Below are 25,929 nucleotides of genomic sequence, written 5' to 3'. Positions count from 1 at the left end.
ACGCGGGGGCTCAGCCGACGGCCCGCCTCACTCGACCCGCCCGATGACCTCATCGGCCGCGATCATCGCGCCGATCCGCGCGAGATGCGTGAGCGTGCCGGCGCGATGCGCCGTGATCCGCGTTTCCATCTTCATGGCGTCGATCACCGCGACGAGCTGCCCGGCGTCGACCTCCGCGCCGTCTTCCGCGCTCCATCGCACCAGCGCACCCGGGATGGGCGAGCGGAGCTCGGCGGGATCCGCGGTGGATGCCCGGGCGGGCCCGGCATCCGCCGCCCCTGCGAACCCGCGGAGCAGACTCGTCGGCAGGCCGAGCACGACCCGGCGCCCGTCGATCTCGACGGGGATGCGCTCGAGGGTCGAATCCGGCACCGGCGCGGGTCGCAGCTGCGGCTCGAGGCGGGGCATCAGCGCGGTTTCGATCCACTGCGTGTGCGCGGCGAACCCGGCCGTGGAGAACTCCTCCTGCTCGATGGCGAGACGGTCGAACCCGATGACGGTCGCGGGGCCGGTGACGCTCAGCTCCCGCAGGGCGCGACGGGCGCGCACGAGGGCGGCGTCCCGGTCGTCCGCGTGGACGACGAGCTTGGCGATCATGGAGTCGAAGGCGGGCTGGACCGTATCGCCGGCCTCGATGCCGCTGTCCCAGCGGATGCCGGGGCCGCCGGGCACCCGCAGCGCGTCGACGGTTCCGGGGCTCGGCAGGAATCCGCGCCCGGGGTCCTCGGCGTTGATGCGGAACTCGAAGGCGTGGCCGTGCGGCTCGGGCGTCTGCCGGAACGAGATGCCCTTCCCCTCCGCGATCCGGAACTGCTCGCGCACGAGGTCGACGCCGGTGACCTCCTCGGTCACGGGATGCTCGACCTGCAGGCGGGTGTTCACCTCGAGGAAGGAGATCGTGCCGTCGGCGGCGAGCAGGAACTCGACCGTGCCGGCCCCGCGGTAGTCCACCTCCGCGCAGATCCTGCGGGCGGCCTCGTGGATCCGCTCGCGCTGCTCGCGGCTCAGGCCGGGCGCCGGCGCCTCCTCGATGAGCTTCTGATTGCGGCGCTGCATCGAACAGTCCCGGTCGCCGACGACGAGGACGTTGCCGCGCCCGTCGCCCAGCACCTGCGCCTCGACGTGTCGCGGGCGTTCCAGGAAGCGTTCGACGAAGCACTCGCCGCGCCCGAAGGCGGCGACGGCCTCGCGGGTGGCCGCCTCGAACGCCTCCGCCACGGCATCGAGCTCGCGGACGACCTTCAGCCCCCGGCCGCCGCCGCCGAACGCCGCCTTGATCGCGATGGGCAGGCCGTGCTCCTCCGCGAACGCGACCGCCTCGGCCGGCCCCGAGAGCGGCCGGTCGGTGCCGGCGGCCAGCGGCGCCCCGACCTGCTGAGCGATGCGTCGGGCCGTCATCTTGTCGCCGAGGGCGTCGATCGTCTCCGGCGTCGGCCCGATCCAGACGAGGCCCGCCTCCTCGACGGCACGGGCGAAGTCCGCGCTCTCGGAGAGGAACCCGTAGCCGGGGTGCACCGCGTCGGCCCCGGATGCCTTCGCGGCCGCGAGCAGCGCCGGGATCGACAGGTAGGTGTCGGCGCTCGTCGTGCCGCCGAGACCGAACGCCTCGTCGGCGAGCCGCACATGCAGCGCATCGGCATCCTGGTCGGCGTAGACCGCCACCGAACCGTACCCGGCCTCCGCGCACGCGCGGATCACCCGGACCGCGATCTCGCCCCGGTTGGCGATGAGCACTTTCTTCATGGACGTCCTTCGTGTTCGATGCCCGCGATGCGGAAGCGGATGCGGGCGCCCGGAGGCACCTGGGCCGCGAGGTCGAGGGCCGCGTCGGTGAGCGCGCCGATGATCGGGTACCCGCCGGTGAGCGGGTGATCCGGGAGGAAGAGCACCGGCTGCCCGTCGGACGGTACCTGGACGGCACCGGTGACCGCACCCTCGCTCGGCAGTTCGCCCGCGAGCGCGCGCTCGAGCGGCTGCTGGCCGTGGAGCCGGATGCCGACCCGGTCGGAGCGGGTCGTCACCTCCCACTCCTGGGAGGTGAGGGTGTCGAGGGCAGATGCCGTGAACCAGTCGTCGCGCGGGCCGATCGTGATGTCCAGCTCGACGAGGTCGCCAGGTGCCGGAAGGAGCCGGGCGATGGGAGCGGGATCCACCGCCCTCGGGGCGGCGGTGCCGACGGACACGATCGACCCGGCGGTCAGCGGATCGGGCCCGAGACCCGCGAGGGTGTCGCTCGCCCGGCTCCCCAGCACGGTCGGGGCGATCAGACCGCCGCGCATCGCGACCGTGTACCGGACGCCGCGGGCGGGGTGGCCGAGGCGCAGCTCGTCGCCCTCGACCGTCGCGAAGGGCACGCCGTGCCCGACCGGCCGCTCGTTCCCCGCCGCGTCGACGAGGGTCGCCGCGCCGATCGCACCGGTGACGGCGGCCGCGCCCTCGCCGTGGAAACGGAGCACCGCCCCGCCCACGATCTCCAGCACGGCCGCATCCGTTTCGTTGCCCACTGCGCGGTTCGCATCGCGCAGGGCGACCCGGTCCGCCGCACCGGATGCGGACACGCCGAGCGCCGCATGGCCCGGCCTCCCGGCGTCCTGCACGAGGGTCTGCAGCCCCGGCCTGACGATCTCGACGCTTCGGCCGGTCGGTTCGGGCGGCCGGGCGCCGGGCGCGGTCGGGGCGGCGGCCTCGGCGACGGCTACGGCATCCCGCGCCGCCGGCTCGAACCGCACCCGCATGCCCGGCGACAGCAGCGCCGCCGGATCCCGACCGGTGTCCCACATCACCGCATCCGTGCGCCCGATGAGCTGCCAGCCGCCCGGGGTCTCACGCGGGTATACGCCGGTGAACTGGCCGGCGAGGGCCACCGAACCGGCCGGAACGCGCGTGCGCGGCGACGAGCGGCGGGGCATGTCGAACAGCGGATCGTCACCGACGAGGTACCCGAATCCCGGCGCGAAGCCGGAGAAGGCCACCTGCCAGTGCGCGGCCAGGTGCCGGCGCACGAGCTCCTCCGGCGAGACGCCGACGAGGCTCGCGGCCTCGAGCAGATCCTCGCCGTCGTAGCTGACGGGCACCACGGCCTCACCCGTCGCATGCACGTGGGCGGCATCCGCATCGCTCGCCTCCAGCGCCGCCGCGAGCTCCGCCGCCGAGGTGCGCACCGGGTCGAATCGCACCAGCACCGTCCGCGCGCCCGGGATGCGTTCGATGACGCCGGGGACGCCGTCCCAGGCGAGGTTGAGCCGCATCGCCTCGTCGAGGTCGGCCGCCTCGACGAGCAGAGCACGGTCGGAGGCCGTGAGGATCCGCATCAAACGAGGTACTCCGCATCCGGAACGTCGGTCACGAACATGTACCCGGGGGCGTGCGTCACCGCGAACGGCGGCCGCGAGGCCATGATCGCCGCCTGCGGTGTGACGCCGCACGCCCAGAACACGGGGATCTCGCCCTCGCGCACCTCCGGTGCATCGCCGAAGTCCGGCGTCTGCAGATCGATGATGCCGAGCGAGGCGGGGTCGCCGACATGCACCGGCGCACCGTGCACGGCCGGCGTGCGGCCCGAGATGCGGACGGCGTCCGCGACCCTGCCGGCCGGGATCGGCCGCATCGAGACCACCATCTCGCCGCGCAGGCGCCCCGCGGGCGCGCACGCGACGTTCGTGCGGTACATCGGCACGTTACGGCCGAGCTCCTGGTGGCGGATCGGGATGCCGGCATCCGCCAGCCCCGTCTCGAACGTGAAACTGCACCCGATGAGGAAGGCGACGAGGTCGGGATGCTCCGCCCACGCCCCTCGCGCGTCGCTCGTCTCCTCCGCGAGCTCGCCGTCGCGCCAGACGCGGTACCGGCCGATATCGGTGCGGATGTCGCTGCCCGGCGCGAGGGCCGACTCGGTCCGCCCCCGCTCGATCACCTCGAGCACCGGGCACGGCTTCGGATTCCGTTGCGCGTACAGGAGCGTCTCGAACGCCCAGTCGGCCGGCACCGCGATGAGGTTCGCCTGCGTGAGCCCGGGCGCGACACCGCTGGTCGGGGCCGACTCGCCGGCACGGTGCGCGGCCCGCGCCCGGCGAGCGTCGGCGAGCTGCGACGGGGTGGCTTCCACGCTCATCTCACGCCCTCGCGAACGGGGCGATCTCGATGCCCGCCGCCTGCAGCAGCCGCTTGGTCTCGGCCGCCATGGCGATCGAGCCCGCGCTGTCGCCGTGCACGCAGATGGACTGGGCCGCGACGGGCACATCGGTGCCGTCGATCGCCCGGATCACGCCCTCCGAGGCCAGCCGCACCATCCGCTCCGCCACGGCGGTGGGGTCGTGCAGCACCGCACCCTCCTGCGAGCGCGAGACGAGCTGCCCGTCGGGCTGGTAGGCCCGGTCTGCGAACGCCTCGGCGGCCGTGCGGAGGCCGGCCCGCTCCGCCACGTCCAGCACCACTCCGCCGGACAGGCCGAGCAGCACGAGGCCGGGGTCGACGGCGCGAATCGCGGCCACGACGTCCTTCGCCTGCCGTTCGTCGCGCGCGATGGTGTTGTACAGGGCACCGTGGGGCTTCACATACGCCACCTTCCCCCCGACCGCCGAAGCGAGCCCCATGAGCGCGCCCAGCTGGTATTCGACGTGCGCCTGAAGCGTCGCCGAGTCGATGTCGACGTTCGTCCGCCCGAAGTTCGCGTAGTCGCGGTACCCGGGGTGGGCGCCGATGACGACGCCCCCGCGGACCGCGGCCGCCAGCGTCTCGCGGATGCCCTCGGGGCTGCCGGCGTGGAATCCCGAGGAGACGTTCGCGCTCGTGACGATGCGCAGCATGCTCTCATCGTCGCTCACGACGCGGTCGGGGACGTTCTCGCCGAGGTCGGAGTTCAGGTCGATGGTCGTCAATGTATCAGGCCCCGACTCCGAGGAACGCGAAGATGGGGCCGACCGAGACGATGCCCATGTACCAGGTGAGGAGGGTCACCAGGGTGCCCGCGACCAGCAGCCACGTCGGGTACTTGCGCGAGCCGAGCAGATCGCGGCGGAACCAGCCGATGTACATGAACACGGTCAGGCCGACCGGCAGGATCAGCCCGTTGAACCCGCCGACGAACACCAGGATCGCGGCCGGAGCGGTGCCGATCAGCAGGTAGACGATGAGCGAGACGACGATGAACGCGATGACCGCCAGCTGCAGGGCCCAGCCGCGGGCGATCTTCTTCGTGAAGGTCGATAGGAACGTCGCCGAGGTGTACGCCGCACCGATCACCGAGGACAGGGCCGCGGCCCACAGGATGGCGCCGAAGACGCGAAGGCCCGTCCCGCCGAGCACGGCGCCGAAGGCCTGCGCCGCCGGGTTGGCCGTCGCGCTCGTGGTGTCCAGGACGACGCCGGATGCGACGACGCCGAGGATCGCGAGGAACAGCACGTAGCGCATCACTCCGGTGATGAGGACGCCGTTCGTCGCCGCGCGCATGACCGGTCCGGCATGCTCGGGGCCGGTCAGTCCGGAGTCGAGGTAGCGGTGGGCCCCCGAATAGGTGATGTAGCCGCCGACGGTGCCGCCGATGATCGTCGTGATCGTGGCGAAGTTCAGTTCGTCGGGCACGATCGTCTGCCGGAGCGCGTCGCCGATCGGGGGCTGCGCGATGATCGCGACGACGACGGTCATCACGATCATCCCGACACCGAGGACGATGAGCACGATGTCCATGACCCGGCCGGCCTTCTTGATGAGGAAGACGATGATCGCCAGCGCCCCGGTGATGAGGCCGCCGATCTTCGCGTCGATGCCGAGGAGGGCGTTCAGGCCGAGCCCGCCGCCGGCGATGTTGCCGATGTTGAAGGCCAGCCCGCCGATGATGACGAGCACCGCGATGACGTGGCCGGAGAACGGGATGGCCGCATTCGCGAGCACGCCCGCCCGCTTGCCGGAGGACGTGATCATCCGCCACACGTTCAGCTGCACGGCGATGTCGACGATCACGGAGACGAGGATGGCGAAAGCGAACGAGGCCCCCATCGTGGCCGTGAACGTGGCCGTCTGGGTGATGAATCCGGGGCCGATGGCGCTCGTCGCCATCAGGAAGATCGCACCGATGACGCTGCTGCGTCCGATGCGCCTCTTCACGGCGCTCAGTTTCGCCTCGTCCTGGGGCGTCCGGGTGGATTGCTCGGGCATGGTGTTCCCATCGTCGGTGGTGGGTGTCGGATGACACACAGTGTAGGACAGCTCGGCATTGATTGTTCAACAGAAATGTTTCATTCGTATGACATTCTCGAGACGATCGTCCGTCCGCTCTACCATCGAGAGCGTGAACGGGAAGAGACCGCTGGCGGATGCGCTGCGCCGCAGCATCATCGACGGGGAATTCGCGCCGGGCTCCCGGCTGTCGGAGACGGCCCTCACCGAGCACTTCGCCGTCTCCCGCAACACGCTGCGCGAAGCGTTCCGCGTGCTGGCCGAGCAGGGCCTCGTCGAACACATCCCCAATCGCGGGGTATCGGTGGCCGCGCCCGACATCGCCGACGTCATCGACATCTACCGCGCGCGCCGGGCCATCGAGTGTTCCGCACTGCGGCAGTCCGAGCCCGAGCATCCCGCCGTGCACCTGATGCAGGATGCGCTCGCCACCGCAGAGCAGAAGCTCCCGCAAGAAGACTGGCAGGCCGTCGCGAACGCGAACATGGCGTTCCACGAGGCCATCGTCGACCTCGCCGACAGCCCGCGCCTCGCACGCACCTACCGCGACCTGGCCGCCGAACTGCGGCTCGTCTTCCTCGAGATCGACGACCCCCGCGCGCTGCACGAGCCGTTCGTCCGGCGCAACCGCGCCGTCGTCGACACGCTCCTCGGCGATGGGCCGGATGCGGCCGCCGAACTGCTGGAGGGCTACCTCATCGTCTCCGAACGGGTGGTCCTCGGCGCCTTCGCGAGGATGGGGCGCGACTGACGGGGCCGCGGACGAGCCGGCACCCGCTCAGGCGGGTTCGCGGGGGCTCCGCACCACGATCGCGGCGACGAGCGCGGCGGCGACCATGAGGCCGACGCCGATGAGGCTCGTCGTGACGACCCCGCCGTCGAATGCGGCCGCCGCCGAGGCGACGAGCGCGGCCGCCTCGTCGGCCGGGAGCGACTCGGCCGCCGTCACCGCACCGGCCAGGGTCTCCCGCGCCTCGGCCGCGGCCGCCGGATCGACGCCGGCCGGCAGCTCGATGGCGGCCCGGTAGTGGGCGGTGAGGATGCTGCCGAGGATCGCCGTGCCGAGCACCGCGCCGAGCTCGTACGCCGTCTCGGAGACCGCCGAAGCCGCACCCGCCTTCGCCGGGGGTGCGGCCGAGAGGATGAGCTCGTTCGACACCGTCTCGGCCGAGCCCACGCCGATCCCGAGCAGGACGAAGGCCAGCACGATCGGCATGAGTTGCCCGCTCGGTGCGAACAGGGCGATGAGCGCGTAGGCGGATGCCGAGAGGGCGAGCCCGATCGGCACCACGATGCGCGGGCTCACCCGCCGGGCGACGGGTACGACGGCCAGGCCTGCGACGATCGTCGCGATGAGCCCGGGCAGCAGCGCCAGCCCGGCATCCACCGGCCCGAGCCCGATGATGAGCTGCAGATGCTGCGACACGAAGAAGAGGAAGCCCACGAGGGCGATGACGCTGAATAGGTTCACGAGCACCGCCCCGCCGAATGCGCCCTCGCGGAACAGGCGCACATCCAGCAGCGGGGTCTCGCGGCCGAGCTGCCGCCTGACGAACCAGATGCCGAACACGATGCCGAACACGATCGACAGCACGCCGGCGGCGTCGACCCCTTCGGTCGCGATCTGCTTGATGCCGAACACGATCGGCGTCATCGCCGCGAGCGACAGCACGATCGAGAGCGGATCGATCGGCCCGGGCGACGGATCGCGGCTCTCGGGGATGAGCACGGGCGCGAGCACCAGGAGCGGCACGAGCACCGGGACGGCGAGCAGGAACACGCTGCCCCAGGGGAAATGCTCGAGCAGCAGACCGCCGACGAGCGGGCCGAGGGCGCTGCCGGCGGCGAAGCCCGTCGCCCACACGGCGACCGCCACGCGCCGCTCCTCCCGGTCGGTGAACGTGCTCCTGAGCAGCGAGAGCGTGGAGGGCATGAGCGTCGCACCGAAGAGGCCGAGGCCCGCCCGCGCCGCGATGAGGGCCTCGGCACTCGGTGCGAACGCCGCCGCGACCGAGAGCACGGCGAAGCCGTCGAACCGATGAGCAGCAGCTTGCGGCGGCCGATGCGGTCGCCGAGGCTGCCCATCGCGACGAGCAGGCCCGCGAGCACGAGCGGGTACGCGTCGATGATCCACAGCTGCTGGGCGGCCGAGGGCGCGAGATCGAGCGCGATCATCGGCAGCGCGAAGCTCAGCACCGTGTTGTCGACCGAGACGAGCAGCACGGGCAGCATGAGCACGGCGAGCGCCGACCAGCGCCTCGCGCGGCCGGGAGCGGTGATCGAGTCGTCCATACGGCGTCGGCGGCGGATGCCGGGTGCCGACGGCATCCACCGTCGGCACCCGAGCCTCACTCCGTGATGTCGACCTCGACCATCGCGTCGGCGTCGATGGCCTCGCGCACCCGCTCGATGACCTCGGCGGGCACCGGCGAGTCGACGGTGAGCACGCTGAGCGCCTGCCCGCCGGCCTCGCGGCGCGCGATCTGCATGCCGGCGATGTTGATGCCCGACTCGCCGAACTCGCGGCCGTAGACGGCGACGATGCCGGGGCGGTCGGCGTAGAGCATGACGATGTGGTGCTCGGCGATCGGCACCTCGACGTCGTAGCCGTTGATGCCGACGAGCTTCTCGATCTGCTTCGTGCCGGTCAGCGTGCCCGACACCGACAGCTGCCGACCGTCGGCGAGGGCGCCGCGCAGGGTGATGAGGTTGCGGTACTCGGCCGACTCGGTCTCGGTGATGAGGCGCACCTCGACGCCGCGCTGTTCGGCGAGCAGCGGCGCGTTCACGTAGGAGACCGTCTCGCTCACGATGTTCGTGAACAGGCCCTTCAGGGCGGCGAGCTTCAGCGAGCTGACGTCGTAGTCGACGAGTTCGCCGCGCACCTCGACGTCGAGGCTCGTCACCGGGCCGTCGGCCAGACCCGCGAAGAGCTGCCCGAGCTTCTCGGTGAGGGGGATGCCGGGGCGCACGTACGGGTCGATGACGCCGCCGGCGACGTTGACCGCGTCGGGCACGAGCTCGCCGGCGAGGGCGAGGCGCACCGAACGGGCGACCGAGACGCCGGCCTTCTCCTGCGCGTCGTCGGTCGAGCCGCCGAGGTGCGGGGTGAGCACGATGTTCTTCGCGGTGCGCAGCGGCGACTCGGTCGGCGGCTCGCTCGTGTAGACGTCGATCGCGGCACCGGCGATGGATCCCGTGTTCAGCGCCTCGGCCAGGTCGGCCTCGTCGATGAGGCCGCCGCGGGCGGCGTTCACGATGATCGCCGTCTCCTTCATCGCCGCCAGCTGCGGTGCGGCGATCATGCCGATCGTCTCGGGCGTCTTCGGCATGTGGATCGTGATGACGTCGGCGCGCTCGAGGAGCTCCTCGAGCGAGACGGTCTGCACGCCGAGCTGCTGCGCACGGGCGGCGGTGATGTAGGGGTCGTAGCCGATGAGCTCGACGCCGAAGGGCGCGAGCCGCTGGGCGACGAGGGCGCCGATGCGGCCGAGGCCGATGATGCCGACGGTCTTCTCGAAGAGTTCGACGCCCTGGTAGGCGCTGCGCTTCCACTCCCCCGCGGCGACCGAGGCGCTGGCGGCGGCGATGTTCCGGAGCACGGCCAGCATCTGGCCGATCGTGAGCTCGGCGACCGAGACGATGTTCGAGGTGGGGGCGTTCACGACCATGACCCCGGCGCTCGTGGCCGTCTTCACGTCGACGTTGTCGAGGCCGACGCCGGCACGGGCGACGACTTTCAGGCGGTTGGCGGCGCCGAGCACTTCGGCGTCGACCTTCGTCGCCGAGCGCACGAGGAGCGCGTCGGCGTCGGCGACGGCCTCGAGCAGGGCGGGGCGATCGGTGCCGTCGACCGAGCGGATCTCGAAGTCGGGCCCGAGGGCCTCCACCGTCGCGGGCGAGAGTTTTTCGGCGATCAGCACGACCGGGTTCGACAAGACAGTGGTCCTTCGCAGGTGGATGCGCGCGACGCGCGCGATGACGGACTGCGCCGCACACCGTCGGGGGCGCCAGGGACACGGTCAGTCTACGGGAGCGCCGATGCGGCGACCGACCTGCGCCCGTGCGGGCGGTGCCGTGCCGGATGGAGCGCTCAGCCGAAGTCGAGGCCGCCGGCGCCGAACAGGGTCCCGATGGTGAGCGAGACGGCCTGCACGGTGCACCAGCCGGTGAAGAAGATCGCGAGCTGCGCGAGGGGGCCGCGCAGGCGTGCGAGCCAGAACGCCGCCCCGTAGACGAGGGCCGGTACGACGATCCCGACGATGAGCAGCACGATCCCGTATGCGCTGAGCGAGATGCCGAGAGCGCCGGCTTGGATGTTCAGGCCGACGAGGTTGCCGATGGCCTCCCACAGGTCGTAGGCGTAGAGCACCGCGAAGACGACGGCGATGACCACGGCGAGCCAGAGCGGCGTCTTCGCCGCCGGCCGCGCCTCGGCATCCGTCGCCCCGGCATCCGTCGTCGCGGAGTCCGCCTCGGCGGGCGTGGGCTCGTGATCGCTCATCGGCTCCCCTTCACGATCGCATCAGGAACGGCAGCGGCACGAGGACGACGGCTCCGGCGACGAGCCAGACGAGCCGGGGTACGCGCCGGCCCGCGGCCAGCCACAGGGTCGTCAGGAACCAGACGACCGGGGCGATGACGGCCAGCCACCGGCCGAGGCCGTACATGAAGTCGCCGACGGGGTCGCCGACGAGCACGGCGGGCCCGGATGCCGTGATCGCCCACCCCACGACGTACAGCAGGTAGATGCCGCCGAGGATGCCGATGACGACGAGTTCGACGGCGCCGGTCTGCGGTGCCGGCTCCGACTCGGCGGCTCCGGCATCCGCCGCGGCCTCTCCGGCCGGCACGACGGAGGGCTCGCCGACGCGCTTCCATCCGGGGGCGAGGGGCTCGTCCTCGTCGCCGGCCCAGCGCAGCGCGTCGTCGTCGCGATCCTCCTCGGGCCCATGCCCGTCGGTGTCGGCTGCCATGCGTTCAGCCTATCCGCAGCATCCCCGACGCCGAAGGCCCCGCACCGCAATGCAGGGCCTTCGTGTCGCGGGCGACGGGTCAGCGAGCGACTTCGCCATCCACATAATCGTCGTCGTTCGAGGCGTTCCAGGCGAAGAGCTTGCGGAGCTCGCGGCCGGTGGCCTCGATGGGGTGGGCCTCGCCCTTGGCGCGGAGCTCGAGGAACTCCTTCGCGCCGTTGTCCTGATCGGCGATGAAACGCTCGGCGAAAGCCCCCGAGCGGATGTCGGCGAGCACGGCCTGCATGTTCTCCTTGACGTGCGGGTCGATGACGCGCGGGCCCGAGACGTAGTCGCCGTACTCGGCGGTGTCGGAGACCGACCAGCGCTGCTTGGCGATGCCGCCCTCCCACATGAGGTCGACGATGAGCTTCAGCTCGTGGAGCACCTCGAAGTAGGCGACCTGCGGCTGGTATCCCGCCTCGGTGAGGGTCTCGAAGCCGTACTGCACGAGCTGCGAGACGCCCCCGCAGAGCACCGCCTGCTCGCCGAAGAGGTCGGTCTCGGTCTCCTCGGTGAAGGTCGTCTTGATGCCGCCGGCGCGGAGGCCGCCGATGGCCTTCGCGTAGGAGAGGGCGAGGGGCCAGGCCTGGCCGGAGGCGTCCTTCTCGACGGCGACGATGACGGGCACGCCGCGTCCGGCCTCGTACTCGCGGCGCACGGTGTGGCCGGGGCCCTTGGGGGCGACCATGATGACGTCGACGCCTTCGGGCGCCTCGATGTAGCCGAAGCGGATGTTGAAGCCGTGCCCGAAGACGAGGGTCTTGCCCTCGGCGAGGTTGTCCTTGATGGATTCGGCGTAGATGTGGCGCTGCACCTGGTCGGGGGCGAGGATGACGATGACGTCGGCGCCTGCTGCGGCGTCGGCGACGGACTTCACCTCGAAGCCGGCCTCTTCGGCCTTCGCCTTCGACTTCGAGCCCTCCTTGAGCCCGATGACGACCTCGACGCCCGAGTCGCGCAGGTTCTGCGCGTGCGCGTGGCCCTGCGAGCCGTAGCCGATGACGGCGACCTTCTTGCTCTGGATGAGGGCGAGGTCGGCGTCCTTGTCGTAGTAGATCTCAGCCATGTTGCTGTTCTTTCTCCTTGATCGGGGTGTGCGGGGGTCTCGATGCGCGCTTCGCGCTCCTCGACCTTGACGGCTCCGCCGTCAATTCTTGAAGACGCGCTCGGTGATCGATTTGCCGCCTCGGCCGATGGCGAGCAGGCCCGACTGCGCGATCTCCTTGATGCCGTAGGGCTCGAGCACCTTGAGGAAGGCCTGCGCTTTGCCGGAGTCGCCGGTGACCTCGATGACGAGGGCGTCGGTGGCGACGTCCACGACGCGGGCCCGGAAGAGGTTGACCGCTTCGATGACCTGCGAGCGCGTCGTGTTGTCGGCGCGCACCTTGATGAGGAGGTGCTCGCGTTGCACGGCCTGCGCCGGGTCGAGCTCGACGATCTTGATGACGTTGATGAGTTTGTTCAGCTGCTTGGTGACCTGTTCGAGCGGCAGCTCGTCGACGTCGACGACGACGGTGATGCGGCTGAGGCCGGCGACCTCGGTCGGGCCGACGGCGAGGGATTCGATGTTGAAGCCGCGGCGGGCGAACAGCCCGGCGACGCGGGTGAGCAGGCCCGGCTTGTCTTCGACGAGGAGGGAGAGCACGTGGGTCGACATGGTCATTCCTCCTCGAATGCGGGCGCGTGCTCGCGTGCGTACTGGATGAAACTGTTCGACACGCCCTGCGGCACCATGGGCCAGACCATGGCGTCTCGGGAGACGACGAAGTCGATGACGACGGGCCGGTCGTTCGTCTCGAGGGCGAGTTTGATGGCGTCGTCGATCTCGTCCTCGGTCGTGACGCGGATGCCGAGGGCGCCGTATGCCTCGGCGAGCTTCACGAAGTCGGGGATGCGGCGACTGTCGTGCCCGGTCTGCAGTTCGGTGTTCGAGTAGCGCCCGTCGTAGAAGAGGGTCTGCCACTGCCGCACCATGCCGAGCGAGGAGTTGTTGATGACGGCGACCTTGATCGGGATGTCGTTGATCGCACAGGTCGCGAGCTCCTGATTGGTCATCTGGAAGCATCCGTCGCCGTCGATCGCCCAGACCACGCGATCGGGTTCGGCGACCTTCGCGCCCATCGCCGCCGGCACGGCGTAGCCCATGGTGCCCGCGCCGCCCGAGTTCAGCCAGGCGTTCGGCCGTTCGTATTTGATGAACTGCGCGGCCCACATCTGGTGCTGGCCGACGCCGGCGGCGTAGACGCCTTCGGGGCCGGTGAGTTCGCCGATGCGCTGGATGACCTGCTGCGGGGCGAGCAGCCCGTCGCTCGTCGGAGCGAAGCCGAGGGGGAACTCGCCGCGCAGCCCGTCGAGCCTCGTCCACCATTCGGTGAGCTCGGGGGCTGCGTCGGCGGTCTGGTCGCGGTAGGCGGTCGTGAGGTCGCCGAGCACCTCGTGCAGGTCGCCGACGATCGGAACATCGGCGACGCGGATCTTGGAGATCTCGGCGGGGTCGATGTCGACGTGCACGATCTTCGCGTTCGGCGCGAACAGGGCCGCCTTGCCGGTGACGCGGTCGTCGAAGCGGGCGCCGAGGGCGACGACGAGGTCCGCTTCCTGCAGGGCGAGCACGGCCGGCACGGTGCCGTGCATCCCGGGCATCCCGAGATGCTGCGGGTGCGAATCGGGGAACGCGCCGCGGGCCATGAGGGTCGTCACGACCGGCGCCTTCGTCGTCTCGGCGAGTTCGCGGAGTTCGTCGGAGGCCTTCGCGCGGATGACGCCGCCGCCGACGTAGAGCACGGGGCGCTTCGCTTCGGCGAGGAGCTGCGCCGCGGCCAGCACCTGCTTGCCGTGGGCCTTGGTGATGGGCCGGTAGCCGGGCAGGTCGACCTTCGGCGGCCAGCGGAAGTCGAACTCCTCCTGCTGGGCGTCCTTCGTGATGTCGACGAGCACGGGGCCGGGCCGGCCGGTGGAGGCGATATGCGCGGCCGCCGCGATGGTCGAGGGGATGTCCTCGGCACGCTTGACGAGGAAGGAGTGCTTCGTCACCGGCATCGTGATACCGACGATGTCGGCCTCCTGGAAGGCGTCGGTGCCCATCAGGGTCGAGAACACCTGCCCGGTGATCGCCAGCAGCGGCACCGAGTCCATGTGGGCGTCGGCGATCGCGGTGACGAGGTTCGTCGCGCCGGGGCCGCTCGTGGCGATCGCCACGCCGAGCCTGCGACCGGTGGCCGCGTAGCCCTCGGCGGCGTGGCCGGCGCCCTGTTCGTGGCGGACGAGGATGTGGCGGATGCCGGGGGCGTCGAGCAGCGGGTCGTAGACGGGCAGGATCGCCCCGCCCGGGATGCCGAAGACGTCGGTGACGCCGAGCTTCTCGAGCGAGCGGACGACCGCCTCGGCACCGGTCATCCGCTGGGCGGCGCCGGCGGGCGGCGGGGGCGGCACAGGACGTGGATCCGTGGACATGCGGTTCCTTCGATAGCGAAACGGGAATGGAGCGGAATGCTCAGCCCGTCACGGCGCCTTCGGCGGCGGAGCGCACGAGCTTCGCATACTTCGCGAGAACGCCTCGGGTATAGCGCGGGGGAAGCGGTTCCCAGCCGTCACGGCGGGCGACCAGCTCTGCGTCGTCGACCAGTAGGTCGATCGAGCGAGCGGCGATATCGACCCGTATCAGATCACCATCGCGCACGAATGCGATCGGACCTGCGTCGACCGCCTCGGGTGCTACGTGGCCGATGCACAGTCCGGTTGTGCCGCCTGAGAATCGACCGTCCGTCAAGAGTAGTACATCTTTTCCGAGGCCGGCGCCCTTGATGGCCGCGGTGATGGCGAGCATCTCCCGCATGCCGGGCCCGCCCTTGGGGCCTTCGTAGCGGATGACCACCACGTCGCCGTGCGTGATCTCGCCGTTCGTGAGGGCATCCATCGCCGCCCGCTCGCGCTCGAACACGCGCGCCGGGCCCTCGAAGACCTCGGCGTCGAAACCGGCCGTCTTCACGACCGCGCCCTCGGGGGCCATGCTGCCCTTCAGGATCGTCAGGCCCCCGGTGGCGTGGATCGGGTCGTCGAGGGTGCGCAGCACCTCGCCGTCCAGCGGCGGGATCTCCATCTCGGCGAGGTTCTCGGCGAGGGTCTTGCCCGTGACGGTGAGCGCATCGCCGTGCATGAGGCCGGCATCCAGCAGCGCCTTCATGAGCACGGGCAGGCCGCCGCGGCGATCGACGTCGTTCATGACGTACTTGCCGAATGGCTTCAGGTCGCCGATGTGCGGCACCTTGTCGCCGATGCGGTTGAAGTCGTCGAGGGTGAGCTCGACCTCGGCCTCGTTCGCGATCGCCAGCAGGTGCAGGATGATGTTCGTCGAACCGCCGAGGGCCATGCCGACGGCGATCGCGTTCTCGAACGCCTTCTTGGTGAGGATCTGCCTGGCCGTGATGCCCTGCTTCAGCATGTTCACGACCGCCTCGCCGGCGCGGTGGGCGAAGTAGTCGCGGCGGCGGTCGGCCGAGGGCGGCGCGGCCGAACCGGGCAGGCTGAGACCGAGGGCCTCGGCGACCGAGGCCATCGTGTTCGCGGTGTACATGCCACCGCAGGCGCCCTCGCCCGGGGCGAAGGCGCATTCGATGCGCTTGGCGTCGGCCTCGCTCATCGTGCCGGCCTTGACCGCGCCGACCGCCTCGAAGGAGTCGATGATCGTGAGGTCCTTCTCGGTGCCGTCCGACAGCCGCACCCAGCCGGGCGCGATCGAGCCGGCGTACACGAAGACCGAGGCGAGGTCGAGGCGGGCGGCGGCCATCAGCATCCCCGGGATGGACTTGTCGCAGCCGGCCAGCAGCACCGAGCCGTCGAGGCGTTCGGCCTGCATGACGGTCTCGACGGAGTCGGCGATGACCTCGCGCGAGACGAGCGAGAAGTGCATGCCCTCGTGGCCCATCGAGATGCCGTCGGAGACGGAGACGGTGCCGAACTGCAGCGGGTATCCGCCGCCGGCGTGCACACCCTCCTTCGCGGCCTGCGCGAGGCGGCCGAGCGAGAGGTTGCAGGGGGTGATCTCGTTCCAGGAGCTGGCGATGCCGATCTGGGGCTTGTCCCAGTCCTCGTCCCCCATGCCGACGGCTCTGAGCATGCCTCGGCTCGTCATGGCTTCGATGCCGTCGGTGACGACGCGGCTGCGGGGTTTCGGGTCGTAGGGGGACATGCGACGAGTCTAAGACCCTCCGCATACCCGTCGCGGACGCGGCGGATGCCGCGTGCGGACCTCGTCAGGAACGGGCGCCGCGCGCCTCCGCCAGCCGTTCGAGGAGCGCCGGGACGTCGTCGGGGCTGCGCAGGCGGAACCCGGCGAGGGACTTGCCCTGACCGACCTTCACGCCGACGTCGCCGTCTTCGAGCACGGCGAACGCATCCTCGTCGGTGACGTCGTCGCCGACGTACATGACCGCGCTCGCTCCGGTGTGCTGGCGCAGGCGCACGACGGCGTCGCCCTTGCTCGCGGTGCGCACGGCGAACTCGATCACGTTCTTGCCGCCGCGCACGGTGAGGCCCGGCAGCTCGGCCTCGACGAGTTCGCGCGCCGTGCGCTGGAGCACGGCGCCCTCCCCGGCCGACAGCAGCCTCGTGTGCAGGGCGGCGCCGGCCGGCTTCGGTTCGACGAATGCGCCCTCGACCGGGTCGGCGAGCCCGCCGAGCAGCTCGAGCAGCCGGGCGAGCTCGGCGGCCTCGCCGTCGAGCAGGTCGATCGTGACGGGGGCGTCGGCGTCGAGTTGCAGTTCGACCCCGTGGGAACCCGACAACAGCACCTCGCCCGGGGGGCGGGCCACGTGCCGCAGGCTCTCCAGGCTCCGCCCCGAGACGAGGGCCACCCGCAGGTCGTCCGAGGCCAGGAGACGCCCGATCGCCCGGTGCACGGCCTTCGGCGCACGCGCGGCCTCGGGGTCGTCTACGTGCGGAGCGAGGGTTCCGTCGAAGTCGAGCGCGACGAGCAGCCGCTCCTCGCCGGCGAAGCGGTCGATGACCGCCGACAGCTGCTCCGACAGCCCCGGCCTGATCGTGCCGGATCCGGTGAGGGTCTCCAGGTAGCTCGCCGACCAGTTCGCGACGTCGTTGTCGCGCACGCGGCGCCGAAGCGCCCGCATCCGCCGGCTCTGCTCCTTGCGCGGCATGTGGACGGCTTCGACGATCGCGTCCTTCAGCCCCTCGATGTCGTGCGGGTTCACGAGCACGGCCTGCCGCAGTTCGTCGGAGGCTCCGGCGAACTCGCTCAGCACGAGCGCGCCGTCGTCGTCGATGCGGCTGGCGACGTATTCCTTCGCGACGAGGTTCATGCCGTCGCGGAGCGCGGTGACGAGCATGACGTCGGCGGCGAGGTAGAGCGCGACCATCTCTTCGCGCGGATATCCGTGGTGCAGATAGGCGATGGCCTGGTGGCCGAGCGTGGAGTAGTCGCCGTTCAGCCGGCCGACCATGAGCTCGATCTCGTCGCGCAGCTGCCGGTAGGTCTCCACGCGCTCGCGCGAGGGGCTGGCGACCTGCACGAGGATCGCGTCTTCGACCTCGAGGCGCCCCTCGCGAAGGAGTTCGCCGTAGGCCTTCAGCCGGTGGCGGATGCCCTTGGTGTAGTCGAGCCGGTCGACGCCCAGCATGATCGTCTTCGGGTTGCCGAGGCTCTCGCGGATCTGCCGAGCGCGCTCGCGCACCTCGGGGCGGGCGGCGAGTTCCTCGAACGACGCGGTGTCGATCGAGATCGGGAAGCGGCGTGCGACCACGCGGCGCAGTTCCCCGCTCTCGTCGGGGACGTCGATGACCGATCCGCGCGTCGCATAGCCGAAGACGCGGCGCACGGCCCGGGCGAAGTTGCCCGCATCGGCCTGACGCTGGAAGCCGATGACGTCGGCGCCGAGCAGGCCGTCGAGCACCTGGCGACGCCACGGCAGCTGCGAATAGATCCCGTATGCCGGGAACGGAATGTGATCGAAGAAGCCGATGACGAGATCCGGTCGCGCCTCGCGCAGCATGCGCGGGACGAGCTGCAGCTGGTAGTCGTGCACCCACACGACGGCATCGCGTTTGGCCGCCCGGATCGCCGCCTCCGCGAAGCGTCGGTTGACGCGGACGTAGGCATCCCACCACTCGCGATGGTACGAGGGCGGGGCGATGACGTCGTGGTACAGGGGCCAGAGGGTGTCGTTCGAGAAGCCCTCGTAGTACTCCTCGACCTCGGCGGCCGACAGCGGCACCGGCACGAGCGAGATGCCGTCGTGCTCGAAGGGCTCGAACTCCCGGTCGGCGACGCCGGCCCAGCCGACCCAGGCGCCGTCCGCCTCGCGCATCACCGGTTCGAGGGCGGTGACGAGCCCGCCGGGCGAGCTCCGCCAGCCCTGGGTTCCCTCGGCATCCACGACGTAATCGACCGGGAGCCGGTTCGAGACGACGACGAAGTCGAACGCGGCATCGAGGTAGAGATCCTCGGCATCCGAGGGTTTCGTCATGGAGTCCCTTCCGCCTGTGGATGCACCGGGGCGATGCTCGCTCTCAGGCTATCGCAGCGCGGCCCGCCGGGCCCGGGGCGCCCGTAGACTGGGGGTCTGATGATGCGAATCGGCATGAGCACGAGCTGCGTCTATCCGCACGGCCCCGAAGAGGCCTTCCGGATGGCCAAGCGCGCCGGCTTCGACGGCGTCGAGATCATGGTCTCCCAAGACGAGGCGACCCAAGATGCCGCGGGCCTGCGAGAACTCTCGGCCCGCTACGGGCTGCCGATCCTCTCGGTGCATGCGCCCGTGCTGCTGCTCACCCATTTCGTGTGGGGGCGCGACCCGGAGATCAAGCTCGACCGCACCGCCGAGCTCGCCCACGAGGTCGGCGCCGGCACGGTCGTCGTGCACCCTCCGTTCCGCTGGCAGTCGGGCTATGCGGCCCGCTTCCTCGACATCGTGCGCGAGACCGCCGGGCGGCGGAACGTGCAGATCGCCGTCGAGAACATGTTCCCGTGGCGGGCCGCAGGCCGGAACCTGAAGGCGTACTCCCCCGGCTGGGATCCGCGCGCGATGGACTGCGACGCGGTCACCCTCGACTTCTCCCACGCCGCCCTCTCGGGCATCGACGCGATGGAGTTCGCCCGGGATCTCGGGCCGCGGCTTCGGCACGTGCACCTCTGCGACGGTTCGGGCCCGGCCGGCGAGGGCCAGATCTTCGACGAGCACCTGCTGCCCGGCCGCGGCACGCAACCGGTCGCCGAGGTGCTCGCGATGCTCGCCGAATCGGGCTGGGACGGCGACATCGTCGCCGAGGTCAACACCCGCAAGGCCAAGACCGAAACCGACCGCCTCGCCCTGCTCGTCGAGACGATCGAGTTCGCCCGCGAGCACACCGCACGCTCGCGCCGGCAGCGCGCCGCCGCGCGTTCGCGGCGGGCCCTCGAGGGGTTGCTGCCGGGCAAGCGCGGCTGAGGGCATCCACCGCCGAGCCTGCCCGGGTCCGCCTCAGGCGACCGCCCGCACCATCGCCTGCGCCCGGATGCCGCGGCGCGCCGACACCGCGACGAGCATGCCCGCAACGGCCGCGACCGCGAACACCGCCAGCACGGCTGCCGCCTCGGCGACCGCGGCCCCGCCGGCGCCCGAGACGATCGCCTGCATGCCCTGCACGCCCCAGCCGATCGGCAGGAACGGGGCGAGCGCGCGGATCGGGGCGCTCACCGCCTCGATCGGCACGAGCCCGCCGGTCGCCGTCAGCTGCAGGGCGACGAGCACGAGCGAGACGACGAGCCCGCTGCGGCCGAGCCAGATCGTGAGGAAGGCGTTCAGCGCCGTGAACGCGAGCGCGGCGAGCGCCGAGAACGCGAAGGTCTGCGCGGTCAGCGACCACGGCACCCCGAGCGCCGTGTGCAGCAGCAGCGTCACCGCCGTCGCCTGGGCCAGGGCCACCGCTCCGCCCCGGACGAGGGTGCGGGCCACCAGCCGGCCCGTGGGGGCGGTACTGCCCAGGGCCTCCCGGCCGAGCGGACGGAACACGAGGAAGAGGGCCAGCGCGCCCAGCCAGAGGCCGACGGGGACGATCAGCACGCCGATCACCTCCGGGATGCCGGCGATCTCGTTCGCGCGCTCGGTGGTGACCCCGACGGGGTCGGCGACGACGGCGGCGGTGCGCTCGGCATCCATTCCGGCGAAGGGCTCGGACTGCCGGGCCGCATCGCCGAGGCCGGTGGCGAGCCGCCCGGCCCCCATGCCGAGCTCGTGCGCGCCGGATGCGGATGCCGCGGCCCCGGCCGACAGCTCTCCGAGCCCGTCGGCGAGCGCCCCGGCCCCGGCCGCGAGCCCGTCGCCGCCGGTGCGAAGCCGTTCCGAGCCGTCGGCGAGCGCTGCGGCACCGCCGGCCGCGTCGTCGATGCCGGCCTGCACGCCGGCGATGGCGGTCTCGGTTCCGGCGGCGAGCTCCTCACCGCCCGCGGCGAACTCGGCGACGCCGCCCTCGAGCTCGGAGACGGCCCCGAGGGCTTCGCCGAGTTCGGGGATCTGCTCGAGGAGTTCGGGATGCGCGGCCGCGAGGGCCCGGAGTTCGCCGGCCGCACCGCCGACCCGTTCGGAGAGCCCGGAGACCACGCCGGTGTATTCGCGGACGCCGGAGGCGATCTCGTCGAGCCCGGCGGCGCCGGTGCGCAGTTCGCCGAGGCCCGCGGCGAGCCCGTCGACGCCGTCCGCATAGCCGCGGACGCCCGCGACGTAGGCTGCGGTGCCGTCGGCCGCCTCGCGCGCTCCGTCGGCGGCGTCGCCCGCCCCGGCGGCGAGGTCGTCGAGGCCGCCGGCGAGGGTTCCGGCGCCGTCGGCGAGGGCCGCGGATCCGCCCGCCGCCTCGCCGACGCCCGAGGCGAGTTCGGACAGGCCCGTCGTGAAGCCGGCGAGCACCTGCTCGGTGAGGCCGCGGCCGAGCGTGGCGGTCATGGCCTCCCCGACGGACTGCGCCGCCGACCCGGCCAGGTAGGCGTGGGCGTCATCGGTGCGGAGCGCGAGGCCGGCCCGCTCGGGCGAACGCCCGCCGAGCGAGGCGACGGACGCCGAGAAGCCCTCGGGGATCGTGAGCACCGCATACGCGCGGCCGCCGGCGAGGGCGTCGGCGGCCTCCTCGTCGTTCGAGAGCGACCAGTCGAAGCCCGCACCCTCGCCGCCGGTGAGTTCGGTGACGAGCAGGCGGCCGGCGAGGATCGTCTGCTCCTGCCCGTCGGCACCGGTCTGCACGACCATCTCGTCGTTGTTGACGACGAGCGCCGGGATGCGTTCGATGCCCTCGTCGGCGCCGCCGAACGCGGCTGCGACGAGGCCTGCGACGACCAACGGCACGGCGATCACCGCGGCGAGCACGATGCCCGCGCGGGTGCGGCGCCCGCGGGCGCTGCGGAACAGGAAACGGTCGAGTCGCGAGGTCATCGCGCGAGCTCCTTTCGGGGTGCGGCGTCGAGTTCGACCACACGCATGGGCCTGCCGAAGGCGGCGCCGTCGTGCGGGTCGAAGCGGCCGGCGGCCAGGACCAGCGCCGTGCCCGCCGGCACGAGGCGCGAGAGCATCCGCTCGAGGGCGTCGTCGTAGCGCCCGGTTCGCGGCGGCGCCTCTCCGACGTCGAGGACGAGCAGTCCGGGGTGCTCGGCGAGCGCGGCGGCGGCGAGCACGGCCGCCCGGGCGATCGCGCCGAGGGAGGCGACGGCGGCGTCCGGGTCGATCGGGGCACCCGACGCCTCGGCGGCGCGGGCGATCCACGCGTCGACCTCGCGGCGCGGGGGTGCCAGCCGGTACCAGGGGCCGGCGGCATCCACTCGTGCGGCCACGAGCTCGCGGACGCTGAGACCGCCGGCGTCCGCCCCCGCATCGGCCATCGCCGTACGGCGAGCGACGCGAGCCGAATCGGAGCCCAGCGGCATCCCGAGCACCTGCATGCGGCCGCCGGCCGGCGCAAGACGCCCGGCGAGGGTCGCCGCGACGATGCGTCTGGCGGCCGGCTCGCCGCCGAGGCGCAGGAGCCCGTGCTCGGGCACCTCGACGTCGATCGGGCCGATCCCGGCCGCCTCGTCGCCGAATCGGCCGGCTTCGATCGTGATCGCCGCGGGTCGCCCGGCAGCCCAGGCGGCCGCGCCCAGGTGGCCGCGAAGGCCCTCGCCCTCGATGTCGACGTTCGGCAGGATGCGCGCGAGCCGTTTCGGCAGCCACCAGGCGCCGCGGCCGGCGAGCGCCATCGCCGCCGGAACGAGCGTCATCCGCACGAGGAAGGCGTCGAAGGCGACCCCGACGGCCAGGGCGAAGGCGATCGGTTTGATGACGCCGGAACCCTCGGGCACGAAGGCGATGAAGACGAAGAACATGATGAGGGCCGCGGCCGTGACGACCCGCGCGGCGTGCTGGAAACCGTGCCGCACGGCTTCCCGGGCCCGGCCGTGCCGCACGAACTCCTCGCGCATGCCCGAGACGAGGAAGACCTCGTAGTCCATCGCGAGACCGAAGAGCACGGCGAGCAGCAGGATCGGCAGGAACGACAGGATCGGGCCCGGCTCGACGTGCAGCACGTCGGCGAACCAGCCCCACTGGAACACCGCGACCGTCGCCCCGATCGCCCCGAACGCCGAAAGCAGGAAGCCGACCGCCGCCTTCACCGGCACGAACACCGAACGGAACACGATCATGAGCAGCACGACCGACAGTCCGACGACGATGAGGGCGAACGGGACGAGCGCATCGCTCAGGCGGTTGGAGATGTCGATGGCGACCGCCGTGTACCCGGTGACCGCGATGGGCGTGCCGAGGTCCGCGTCGATGCCCGGGGCGAGCTCGCGGATCGCTTCGACGAGCGCCTTCGTCTCGGGGGCGTCGGGGGCCGTTTCCGGCATCACCTGGATGATGGCGGTGTCGACGCTCGGGTTCGGCAGGCCGTCGCCGACGTAGGCGATGCCGTCGAGGCCGCGGATGCGCTCGGCGATGTCGTCCAGATCCTCGAAGACCTCGGTGGTCTGGGTGATGTCGACGGCGACGATGAGGGGGCCGTTGTAGCCGGGGCCGAAGCCGTCGGCGATCATCTCGTAGGCCTCGCGCTGGGTCGAACCGGCCGGTTCGGTCTCCCCGCTCGGCAGGTTCAGGTCGAGCGAGAGGGCCGGTACGGCGGCGGTGCCGAGGATGCCGGCGACGAGGACGACGGGGATCGCCGGCGCCTTCAGCAGCAGGTCCGCCCAGCGCCGGCCCATGGTGCGCCGGCCGGCGTCGGGATCGGCGTTCGCGCGCCGCCAGGCGCGGCCGCCCTGCCTGGGGGCGAGCCGGTCGCCGGCGAGTCCGAGGAGCGCGGGCAGCAGGGTGATCGCGGCGAGGACTGCGACGAGGACGGTCGCGGCGGCGGCCACGCCCATGACGCTGAGGAAGGGGATGCCGACGACGAGAAGGCCGAGCAGGGCGATGATGACGGTGATGCCGGCGAAGACGACGGCGCCGCCGGCGGTGGCGACGGCCTCGGCCGCGGAGTCTTCCGGCCGCTGCCCGCGGGCCAGCTGCGTGCGGTGGCGCGAGAGGATGAACAGGGCGTAGTCGATGCCGACGGCCAAGCCGATCATGACGGCGAGCATGGGCGCGGTGGATGAGACGGTCGTCATCGCCGAGACGATCGAAATGCCGCCGAAGGCGACGCCGACGCCGACGAGGGCGCTCGCCAGCGGCATGCCGGCCGACAGCAGCGAGCCGAAGGTGATGAGCAGGACCACGGCGGCGAAGAGCACGCCGAAGACCTCGGTGACGGTCAGGCCGAATCCGGTGTCGCGGAAGACCTCGCCGCCGTAGGCGATGCCGAGGCCGGCGTCTTCGGCGATCGCGGCGGTCGCGGTGACGTCGTCGACGGCGGACGCCGGAAGATCCACCGCCTGGCCGTCGAACTGGATCTGCAGGTAGGCGGTGCGCCCGTCGGCCGAGACCTGGTCGCCGGCGTACTCGTCGAAGGGGGCGAGCACCTGGGCGACGCCGTCGATGTCGCGGAGGGCGCCGGCGAGCGACTCGATCGCCTCGCGCGCTGGCGCGTCTTCGACGGATGCGCCCTCGGGCGCTTCGACGACGGCCTGGGCTGCGGCACCGGCGGTCTCGGGGAAGACGGCGGCGAGCCGGTCGATCGCGGTCTGCGATTCCGTGCCGGGGATCGCGTAGGACTCCTGCAGTTTGCCGCCGAGGCCGAAGCCGGCGCCGAGGAGGGCGGCCAGGGCGAGCGCCCAGATGCCGATGACGAGCCAGGGGCGGCGGAAGGCGGAGCGGCCGAGGCGGTGGAGGAAGAGGGTCACGGTGGCCAATCGGGGGTCGGATGCCGGTCGGGGTGGATGCGCGGGGGCTGCCTATCCGGCGTCGCGGCGCAGGAGTTCGGTGAGGATCTCGACGAGGGCCGCGCGCGGCGCCTCGCCCTCGTCGATCGGGTCGGGGATGAAGGTGGCGCCGGCGACGAGGGCATAGGTGGCGCCGGCCAGGGCGACGCCGAAGCGCAGATGCCGCATGGGGTCGCCGCCGTCGGCGGTGATGCCGACGGCCAGGCGCCGGATCGCGTCGGCGGCGCGGTCGATGATGGGGATGCCGCCGAGGGAGGAGCCCTGGTTGACCACGATCGTGACGGCGAGGCGGTATTCGAAGAGGAAGTCGACGAAGGCTGCGATGGTCGCCTCGGCTGCGCCTTCGGCATCCACGAGCCGGTCGACGAGGTGTTCGAGGGCCTCGACGGCCGGGCCGATCGCGGCATCCAGCACGGCCTCTTTCGTGCCGAAGTGGTAGAGCACGTTCGACTTGGCGTAGCCGGCCGCGTCGGCGATGTGCTGCAGGCTCGTCGCCGTGTAGCCGTCGGTCGCGAAGCGTTCGAGCGCGGCGGCGCGCAGGTCGTCGCGGGCCGTGGGGGCCGTCTCCTGATCGCTCATGCCGACGATGCTATCTGACCGATCGGTCAGCTCTTGTCCGATCGGTCAGATTCGCCCGGATTCCCAGCGGGCCCTCAGCACCGGCGTCCCCGCCGGGTAGCGTAGGCACATGCGCAAGTACCTGTTCAGCGGAGCCGTCATCAGCGCGATCTTCAGCGGCATCGGCGTCGTGCGCTCGACCGTGAGCGGGCCGCGCGACTGGCGGCTGCTGCTCATGTGGGTATCCTGGGCGGCGAGTCTCGCGATCGCGATCGGCACCGTCGCCGAAGAGTCCAAGCAGGGCCGCCTGGAGGACTGACCCGGCCCGCGGCGTGTCGGCCGCGGCGACGGCGCCCCCGGGCGAGACTGGATCCCGAACCGAGCACCACCCCGACACCGAGAGGCCCCGATGTTCCGTCGGCTGCTCCGCAGAAAGGCCGCCGCGCAGGCTGCCGCTCCCGCCCCCGCGCACGCACCCCTCGCCGATCTGAACGGCGAGCAGGTCTTCGAGCAGCTCTACGCGAGACTCGTCCGCTTCATCGGCCCCGACGGCGACTGGAGCCTCGTGCGCCGCAGCGGCGAAGACACCGACCGCATCTTCCAGGCCATGCTCACCCACCAGATCGCCGCCGACCTCACCCGCGCGATGCTCGCCGAACGCGACGCCGTCGTCGCCCCCGCCGGCGCAGAACCCATCGCCATGAGCTGGAACCCCGCCCCCCTCGTCGTCTGGGCCGAGCCCGTGGATGCCGGTGCCGCGCTCGACACCGGGATCGCCGCGCTCACCGAGGGAGCCGAGGCCGCCGAAGCCGCCGAGCTCGCCGACGAACAGGACGCGCTCGCCGCCTGACGGGCGCG

Annotated in this window: 21 protein-coding genes and 1 pseudogene; 5 read left to right on the top strand and 17 right to left on the bottom strand. The window is 71.8% G+C overall.

Annotated features, from left to right (window positions below; translation table 11 throughout):
* Window positions 1-27: 27 nt before the first annotated feature.
* From G127AT_RS13950 to G127AT_RS13930, 5 genes are read right to left on the bottom strand one after another with little or no spacing between them, the layout of a single operon-like run.
* Window positions 28-1,743, bottom strand: a complete 1,716-nt coding sequence (locus G127AT_RS13950) for an acetyl/propionyl/methylcrotonyl-CoA carboxylase subunit alpha (RefSeq protein WP_210897869.1) — start codon at window positions 1,741-1,743, stop codon at window positions 28-30.
* Window positions 1,740-3,311, bottom strand: a complete 1,572-nt coding sequence (locus tag G127AT_RS13945) for a 5-oxoprolinase subunit B/C family protein (RefSeq protein ID WP_210897867.1) — start codon at window positions 3,309-3,311, stop codon at window positions 1,740-1,742. Before G127AT_RS13945 ends, G127AT_RS13950 begins: the two co-directional genes overlap by 4 nt.
* On the bottom strand, window positions 3,311-4,111 hold the full coding sequence (locus G127AT_RS13940; protein ID WP_210897865.1) for a putative hydro-lyase: 801 nt from the start codon (window positions 4,109-4,111) through the stop codon (window positions 3,311-3,313). Before G127AT_RS13940 ends, G127AT_RS13945 begins: the two co-directional genes overlap by 1 nt.
* Window position 4,112: 1 nt before the next feature.
* Entirely contained in the window at window positions 4,113-4,877 is a 765-nt protein-coding gene (locus G127AT_RS13935) for a LamB/YcsF family protein (RefSeq protein ID WP_210897863.1), read from the bottom strand.
* Window positions 4,878-4,881: 4 nt separating this feature from the next.
* Window positions 4,882-5,958, bottom strand: a complete 1,077-nt coding sequence (locus G127AT_RS13930; protein ID WP_244857605.1) for an NRAMP family divalent metal transporter — start codon at window positions 5,956-5,958, stop codon at window positions 4,882-4,884.
* Between the two features lie 10 nt (window positions 5,959-5,968).
* Here G127AT_RS13930 and G127AT_RS16195 point away from each other — a divergent pair, with 10 nt between their 5' ends.
* Window positions 5,969-6,187 carry a hypothetical protein gene (locus G127AT_RS16195; protein WP_244857604.1) on the top strand — a complete coding sequence of 73 codons (219 nt, stop codon included), beginning with the start codon at window positions 5,969-5,971 and terminating at the stop codon, window positions 6,185-6,187.
* Window positions 6,188-6,286: 99 nt separating this feature from the next.
* Window positions 6,287-6,925, top strand: a complete 639-nt coding sequence (locus G127AT_RS13925) for a GntR family transcriptional regulator (RefSeq protein WP_210897859.1) — start codon at window positions 6,287-6,289, stop codon at window positions 6,923-6,925.
* Window positions 6,926-6,952: 27 nt separating this feature from the next.
* Here G127AT_RS13925 and G127AT_RS13920 read toward each other — a convergent pair.
* From G127AT_RS13920 to G127AT_RS13880, 9 genes and pseudogenes are all read right to left on the bottom strand, one after another.
* A pseudogene (locus G127AT_RS13920) lies at window positions 6,953-8,466 on the bottom strand (MFS transporter).
* 56 nt (window positions 8,467-8,522) lie between these two features.
* Window positions 8,523-10,112: a phosphoglycerate dehydrogenase gene (gene serA, locus G127AT_RS13915; protein ID WP_210897857.1), complete on the bottom strand. Its 1,590-nt coding sequence runs from the start codon at window positions 10,110-10,112 to the stop codon at window positions 8,523-8,525.
* A gap of 155 nt (window positions 10,113-10,267) precedes the next feature.
* A complete protein-coding gene (locus G127AT_RS13910; RefSeq protein WP_210897856.1) occupies window positions 10,268-10,678 on the bottom strand; it encodes a hypothetical protein in 411 nt (136 codons plus the stop codon).
* 10 nt (window positions 10,679-10,688) lie between these two features.
* A complete protein-coding gene (locus tag G127AT_RS13905; protein ID WP_210897854.1) occupies window positions 10,689-11,150 on the bottom strand; it encodes a DNA polymerase III subunit gamma/tau in 462 nt (153 codons plus the stop codon).
* Between the two features lie 79 nt (window positions 11,151-11,229).
* The gene (ilvC, locus tag G127AT_RS13900; protein WP_210897852.1) at window positions 11,230-12,258 is read right to left on the bottom strand and encodes a ketol-acid reductoisomerase; all 1,029 of its coding nucleotides are present in this window, start codon (window positions 12,256-12,258) and stop codon (window positions 11,230-11,232) included.
* An 81-nt stretch (window positions 12,259-12,339) separates the two neighbouring features.
* Window positions 12,340-12,849 (bottom strand): acetolactate synthase small subunit, encoded by a 510-nt coding sequence (gene ilvN, locus G127AT_RS13895; RefSeq protein WP_210897850.1) that lies wholly within the window; start codon window positions 12,847-12,849, stop codon window positions 12,340-12,342.
* A gap of 2 nt (window positions 12,850-12,851) precedes the next feature.
* On the bottom strand, window positions 12,852-14,645 hold the full coding sequence (locus tag G127AT_RS13890; RefSeq protein ID WP_210897848.1) for an acetolactate synthase large subunit: 1,794 nt from the start codon (window positions 14,643-14,645) through the stop codon (window positions 12,852-12,854).
* Window positions 14,646-14,685: 40 nt separating this feature from the next.
* Window positions 14,686-16,380 carry a dihydroxy-acid dehydratase gene (gene ilvD, locus G127AT_RS13885; protein ID WP_210897846.1) on the bottom strand — a complete coding sequence of 565 codons (1,695 nt, stop codon included), beginning with the start codon at window positions 16,378-16,380 and terminating at the stop codon, window positions 14,686-14,688.
* A 64-nt stretch (window positions 16,381-16,444) separates the two neighbouring features.
* A complete protein-coding gene (locus G127AT_RS13880) occupies window positions 16,445-18,670 on the bottom strand; it encodes a bifunctional alpha,alpha-trehalose-phosphate synthase (UDP-forming)/trehalose-phosphatase (RefSeq protein WP_210897844.1) in 2,226 nt (741 codons plus the stop codon).
* A gap of 99 nt (window positions 18,671-18,769) precedes the next feature.
* On the opposite strand from G127AT_RS13880, the gene G127AT_RS13875 reads away from it, so the two are divergent.
* The gene (locus G127AT_RS13875; protein WP_210897842.1) at window positions 18,770-19,630 is read left to right on the top strand and encodes a sugar phosphate isomerase/epimerase family protein; all 861 of its coding nucleotides are present in this window, start codon (window positions 18,770-18,772) and stop codon (window positions 19,628-19,630) included.
* A 33-nt stretch (window positions 19,631-19,663) separates the two neighbouring features.
* On the opposite strand, the gene G127AT_RS13870 is transcribed toward G127AT_RS13875, so the two are convergent.
* Genes G127AT_RS13870 through G127AT_RS13860 form a run of 3 tightly spaced genes read right to left on the bottom strand, consistent with a single transcriptional unit; the run spans window position 19,664 to window position 25,092 of the window.
* Window positions 19,664-21,604 (bottom strand): YhgE/Pip family protein, encoded by a 1,941-nt coding sequence (locus G127AT_RS13870; protein ID WP_210897840.1) that lies wholly within the window; start codon window positions 21,602-21,604, stop codon window positions 19,664-19,666.
* Complete coding sequence (locus G127AT_RS13865) at window positions 21,601-24,474, bottom strand: MMPL family transporter (RefSeq protein WP_210897838.1); 2,874 nt, start codon at window positions 24,472-24,474, stop codon at window positions 21,601-21,603. Before G127AT_RS13865 ends, G127AT_RS13870 begins: the two co-directional genes overlap by 4 nt.
* A 51-nt stretch (window positions 24,475-24,525) precedes the next feature.
* On the bottom strand, window positions 24,526-25,092 hold the full coding sequence (locus tag G127AT_RS13860) for a TetR/AcrR family transcriptional regulator (protein ID WP_210897836.1): 567 nt from the start codon (window positions 25,090-25,092) through the stop codon (window positions 24,526-24,528).
* Window positions 25,093-25,201: 109 nt separating this feature from the next.
* On the opposite strand from G127AT_RS13860, the gene G127AT_RS13855 reads away from it, so the two are divergent.
* Entirely contained in the window at window positions 25,202-25,390 is a 189-nt protein-coding gene (locus G127AT_RS13855) for a hypothetical protein (RefSeq protein ID WP_210897834.1), read from the top strand.
* A 90-nt stretch (window positions 25,391-25,480) separates the two neighbouring features.
* The gene (locus G127AT_RS13850; protein WP_210897832.1) at window positions 25,481-25,921 is read left to right on the top strand and encodes a hypothetical protein; all 441 of its coding nucleotides are present in this window, start codon (window positions 25,481-25,483) and stop codon (window positions 25,919-25,921) included.
* Window positions 25,922-25,929: the final 8 nt, after the last annotated feature.

It is taken from the genome of Agromyces archimandritae, assembly GCF_018024495.1.
Taxonomy (GTDB): domain Bacteria; phylum Actinomycetota; class Actinomycetes; order Actinomycetales; family Microbacteriaceae; genus Agromyces; species Agromyces archimandritae.
The sequence above is the reverse complement of the archived record's forward strand: the minus strand, read 5'-3'. Positions and strand labels throughout refer to the sequence as shown.

What these genes read in the sequence shown, in the direction of transcription:
- G127AT_RS13950 (WP_210897869.1), bottom strand. Translation starts at nt 1,743, where the DNA reads ATGAAGAAAGTGCTCATCGCCAACCGGGGCGAGATCGCGGTCCGGGTG.
- G127AT_RS13945 (WP_210897867.1), bottom strand. Translation starts at nt 3,311, where the DNA reads ATGCGGATCCTCACGGCCTCCGACCGTGCTCTGCTCGTCGAGGCGGCC.
- G127AT_RS13940 (WP_210897865.1), bottom strand. Translation starts at nt 4,111, where the DNA reads ATGAGCGTGGAAGCCACCCCGTCGCAGCTCGCCGACGCTCGCCGGGCG.
- G127AT_RS16195 (WP_244857604.1), top strand. Translation starts at nt 5,969, where the DNA reads ATGGCGAAAGCGAACGAGGCCCCCATCGTGGCCGTGAACGTGGCCGTC.
- G127AT_RS13910 (WP_210897856.1), bottom strand. Translation starts at nt 10,678, where the DNA reads ATGAGCGATCACGAGCCCACGCCCGCCGAGGCGGACTCCGCGACGACG.
- G127AT_RS13905 (WP_210897854.1), bottom strand. Translation starts at nt 11,150, where the DNA reads ATGGCAGCCGACACCGACGGGCATGGGCCCGAGGAGGATCGCGACGAC.
- ilvC (WP_210897852.1), bottom strand. Translation starts at nt 12,258, where the DNA reads ATGGCTGAGATCTACTACGACAAGGACGCCGACCTCGCCCTCATCCAG.
- ilvN (WP_210897850.1), bottom strand. Translation starts at nt 12,849, where the DNA reads ATGTCGACCCACGTGCTCTCCCTCCTCGTCGAAGACAAGCCGGGCCTG.
- G127AT_RS13890 (WP_210897848.1), bottom strand. Translation starts at nt 14,645, where the DNA reads ATGTCCACGGATCCACGTCCTGTGCCGCCCCCGCCGCCCGCCGGCGCC.
- ilvD (WP_210897846.1), bottom strand. Translation starts at nt 16,380, where the DNA reads ATGTCCCCCTACGACCCGAAACCCCGCAGCCGCGTCGTCACCGACGGC.
- G127AT_RS13880 (WP_210897844.1), bottom strand. Translation starts at nt 18,670, where the DNA reads ATGACGAAACCCTCGGATGCCGAGGATCTCTACCTCGATGCCGCGTTC.
- G127AT_RS13875 (WP_210897842.1), top strand. Translation starts at nt 18,770, where the DNA reads ATGATGCGAATCGGCATGAGCACGAGCTGCGTCTATCCGCACGGCCCC.
- G127AT_RS13870 (WP_210897840.1), bottom strand. Translation starts at nt 21,604, where the DNA reads ATGACCTCGCGACTCGACCGTTTCCTGTTCCGCAGCGCCCGCGGGCGC.
- G127AT_RS13860 (WP_210897836.1), bottom strand. Translation starts at nt 25,092, where the DNA reads ATGAGCGATCAGGAGACGGCCCCCACGGCCCGCGACGACCTGCGCGCC.
- G127AT_RS13855 (WP_210897834.1), top strand. Translation starts at nt 25,202, where the DNA reads ATGCGCAAGTACCTGTTCAGCGGAGCCGTCATCAGCGCGATCTTCAGC.
- G127AT_RS13850 (WP_210897832.1), top strand. Translation starts at nt 25,481, where the DNA reads ATGTTCCGTCGGCTGCTCCGCAGAAAGGCCGCCGCGCAGGCTGCCGCT.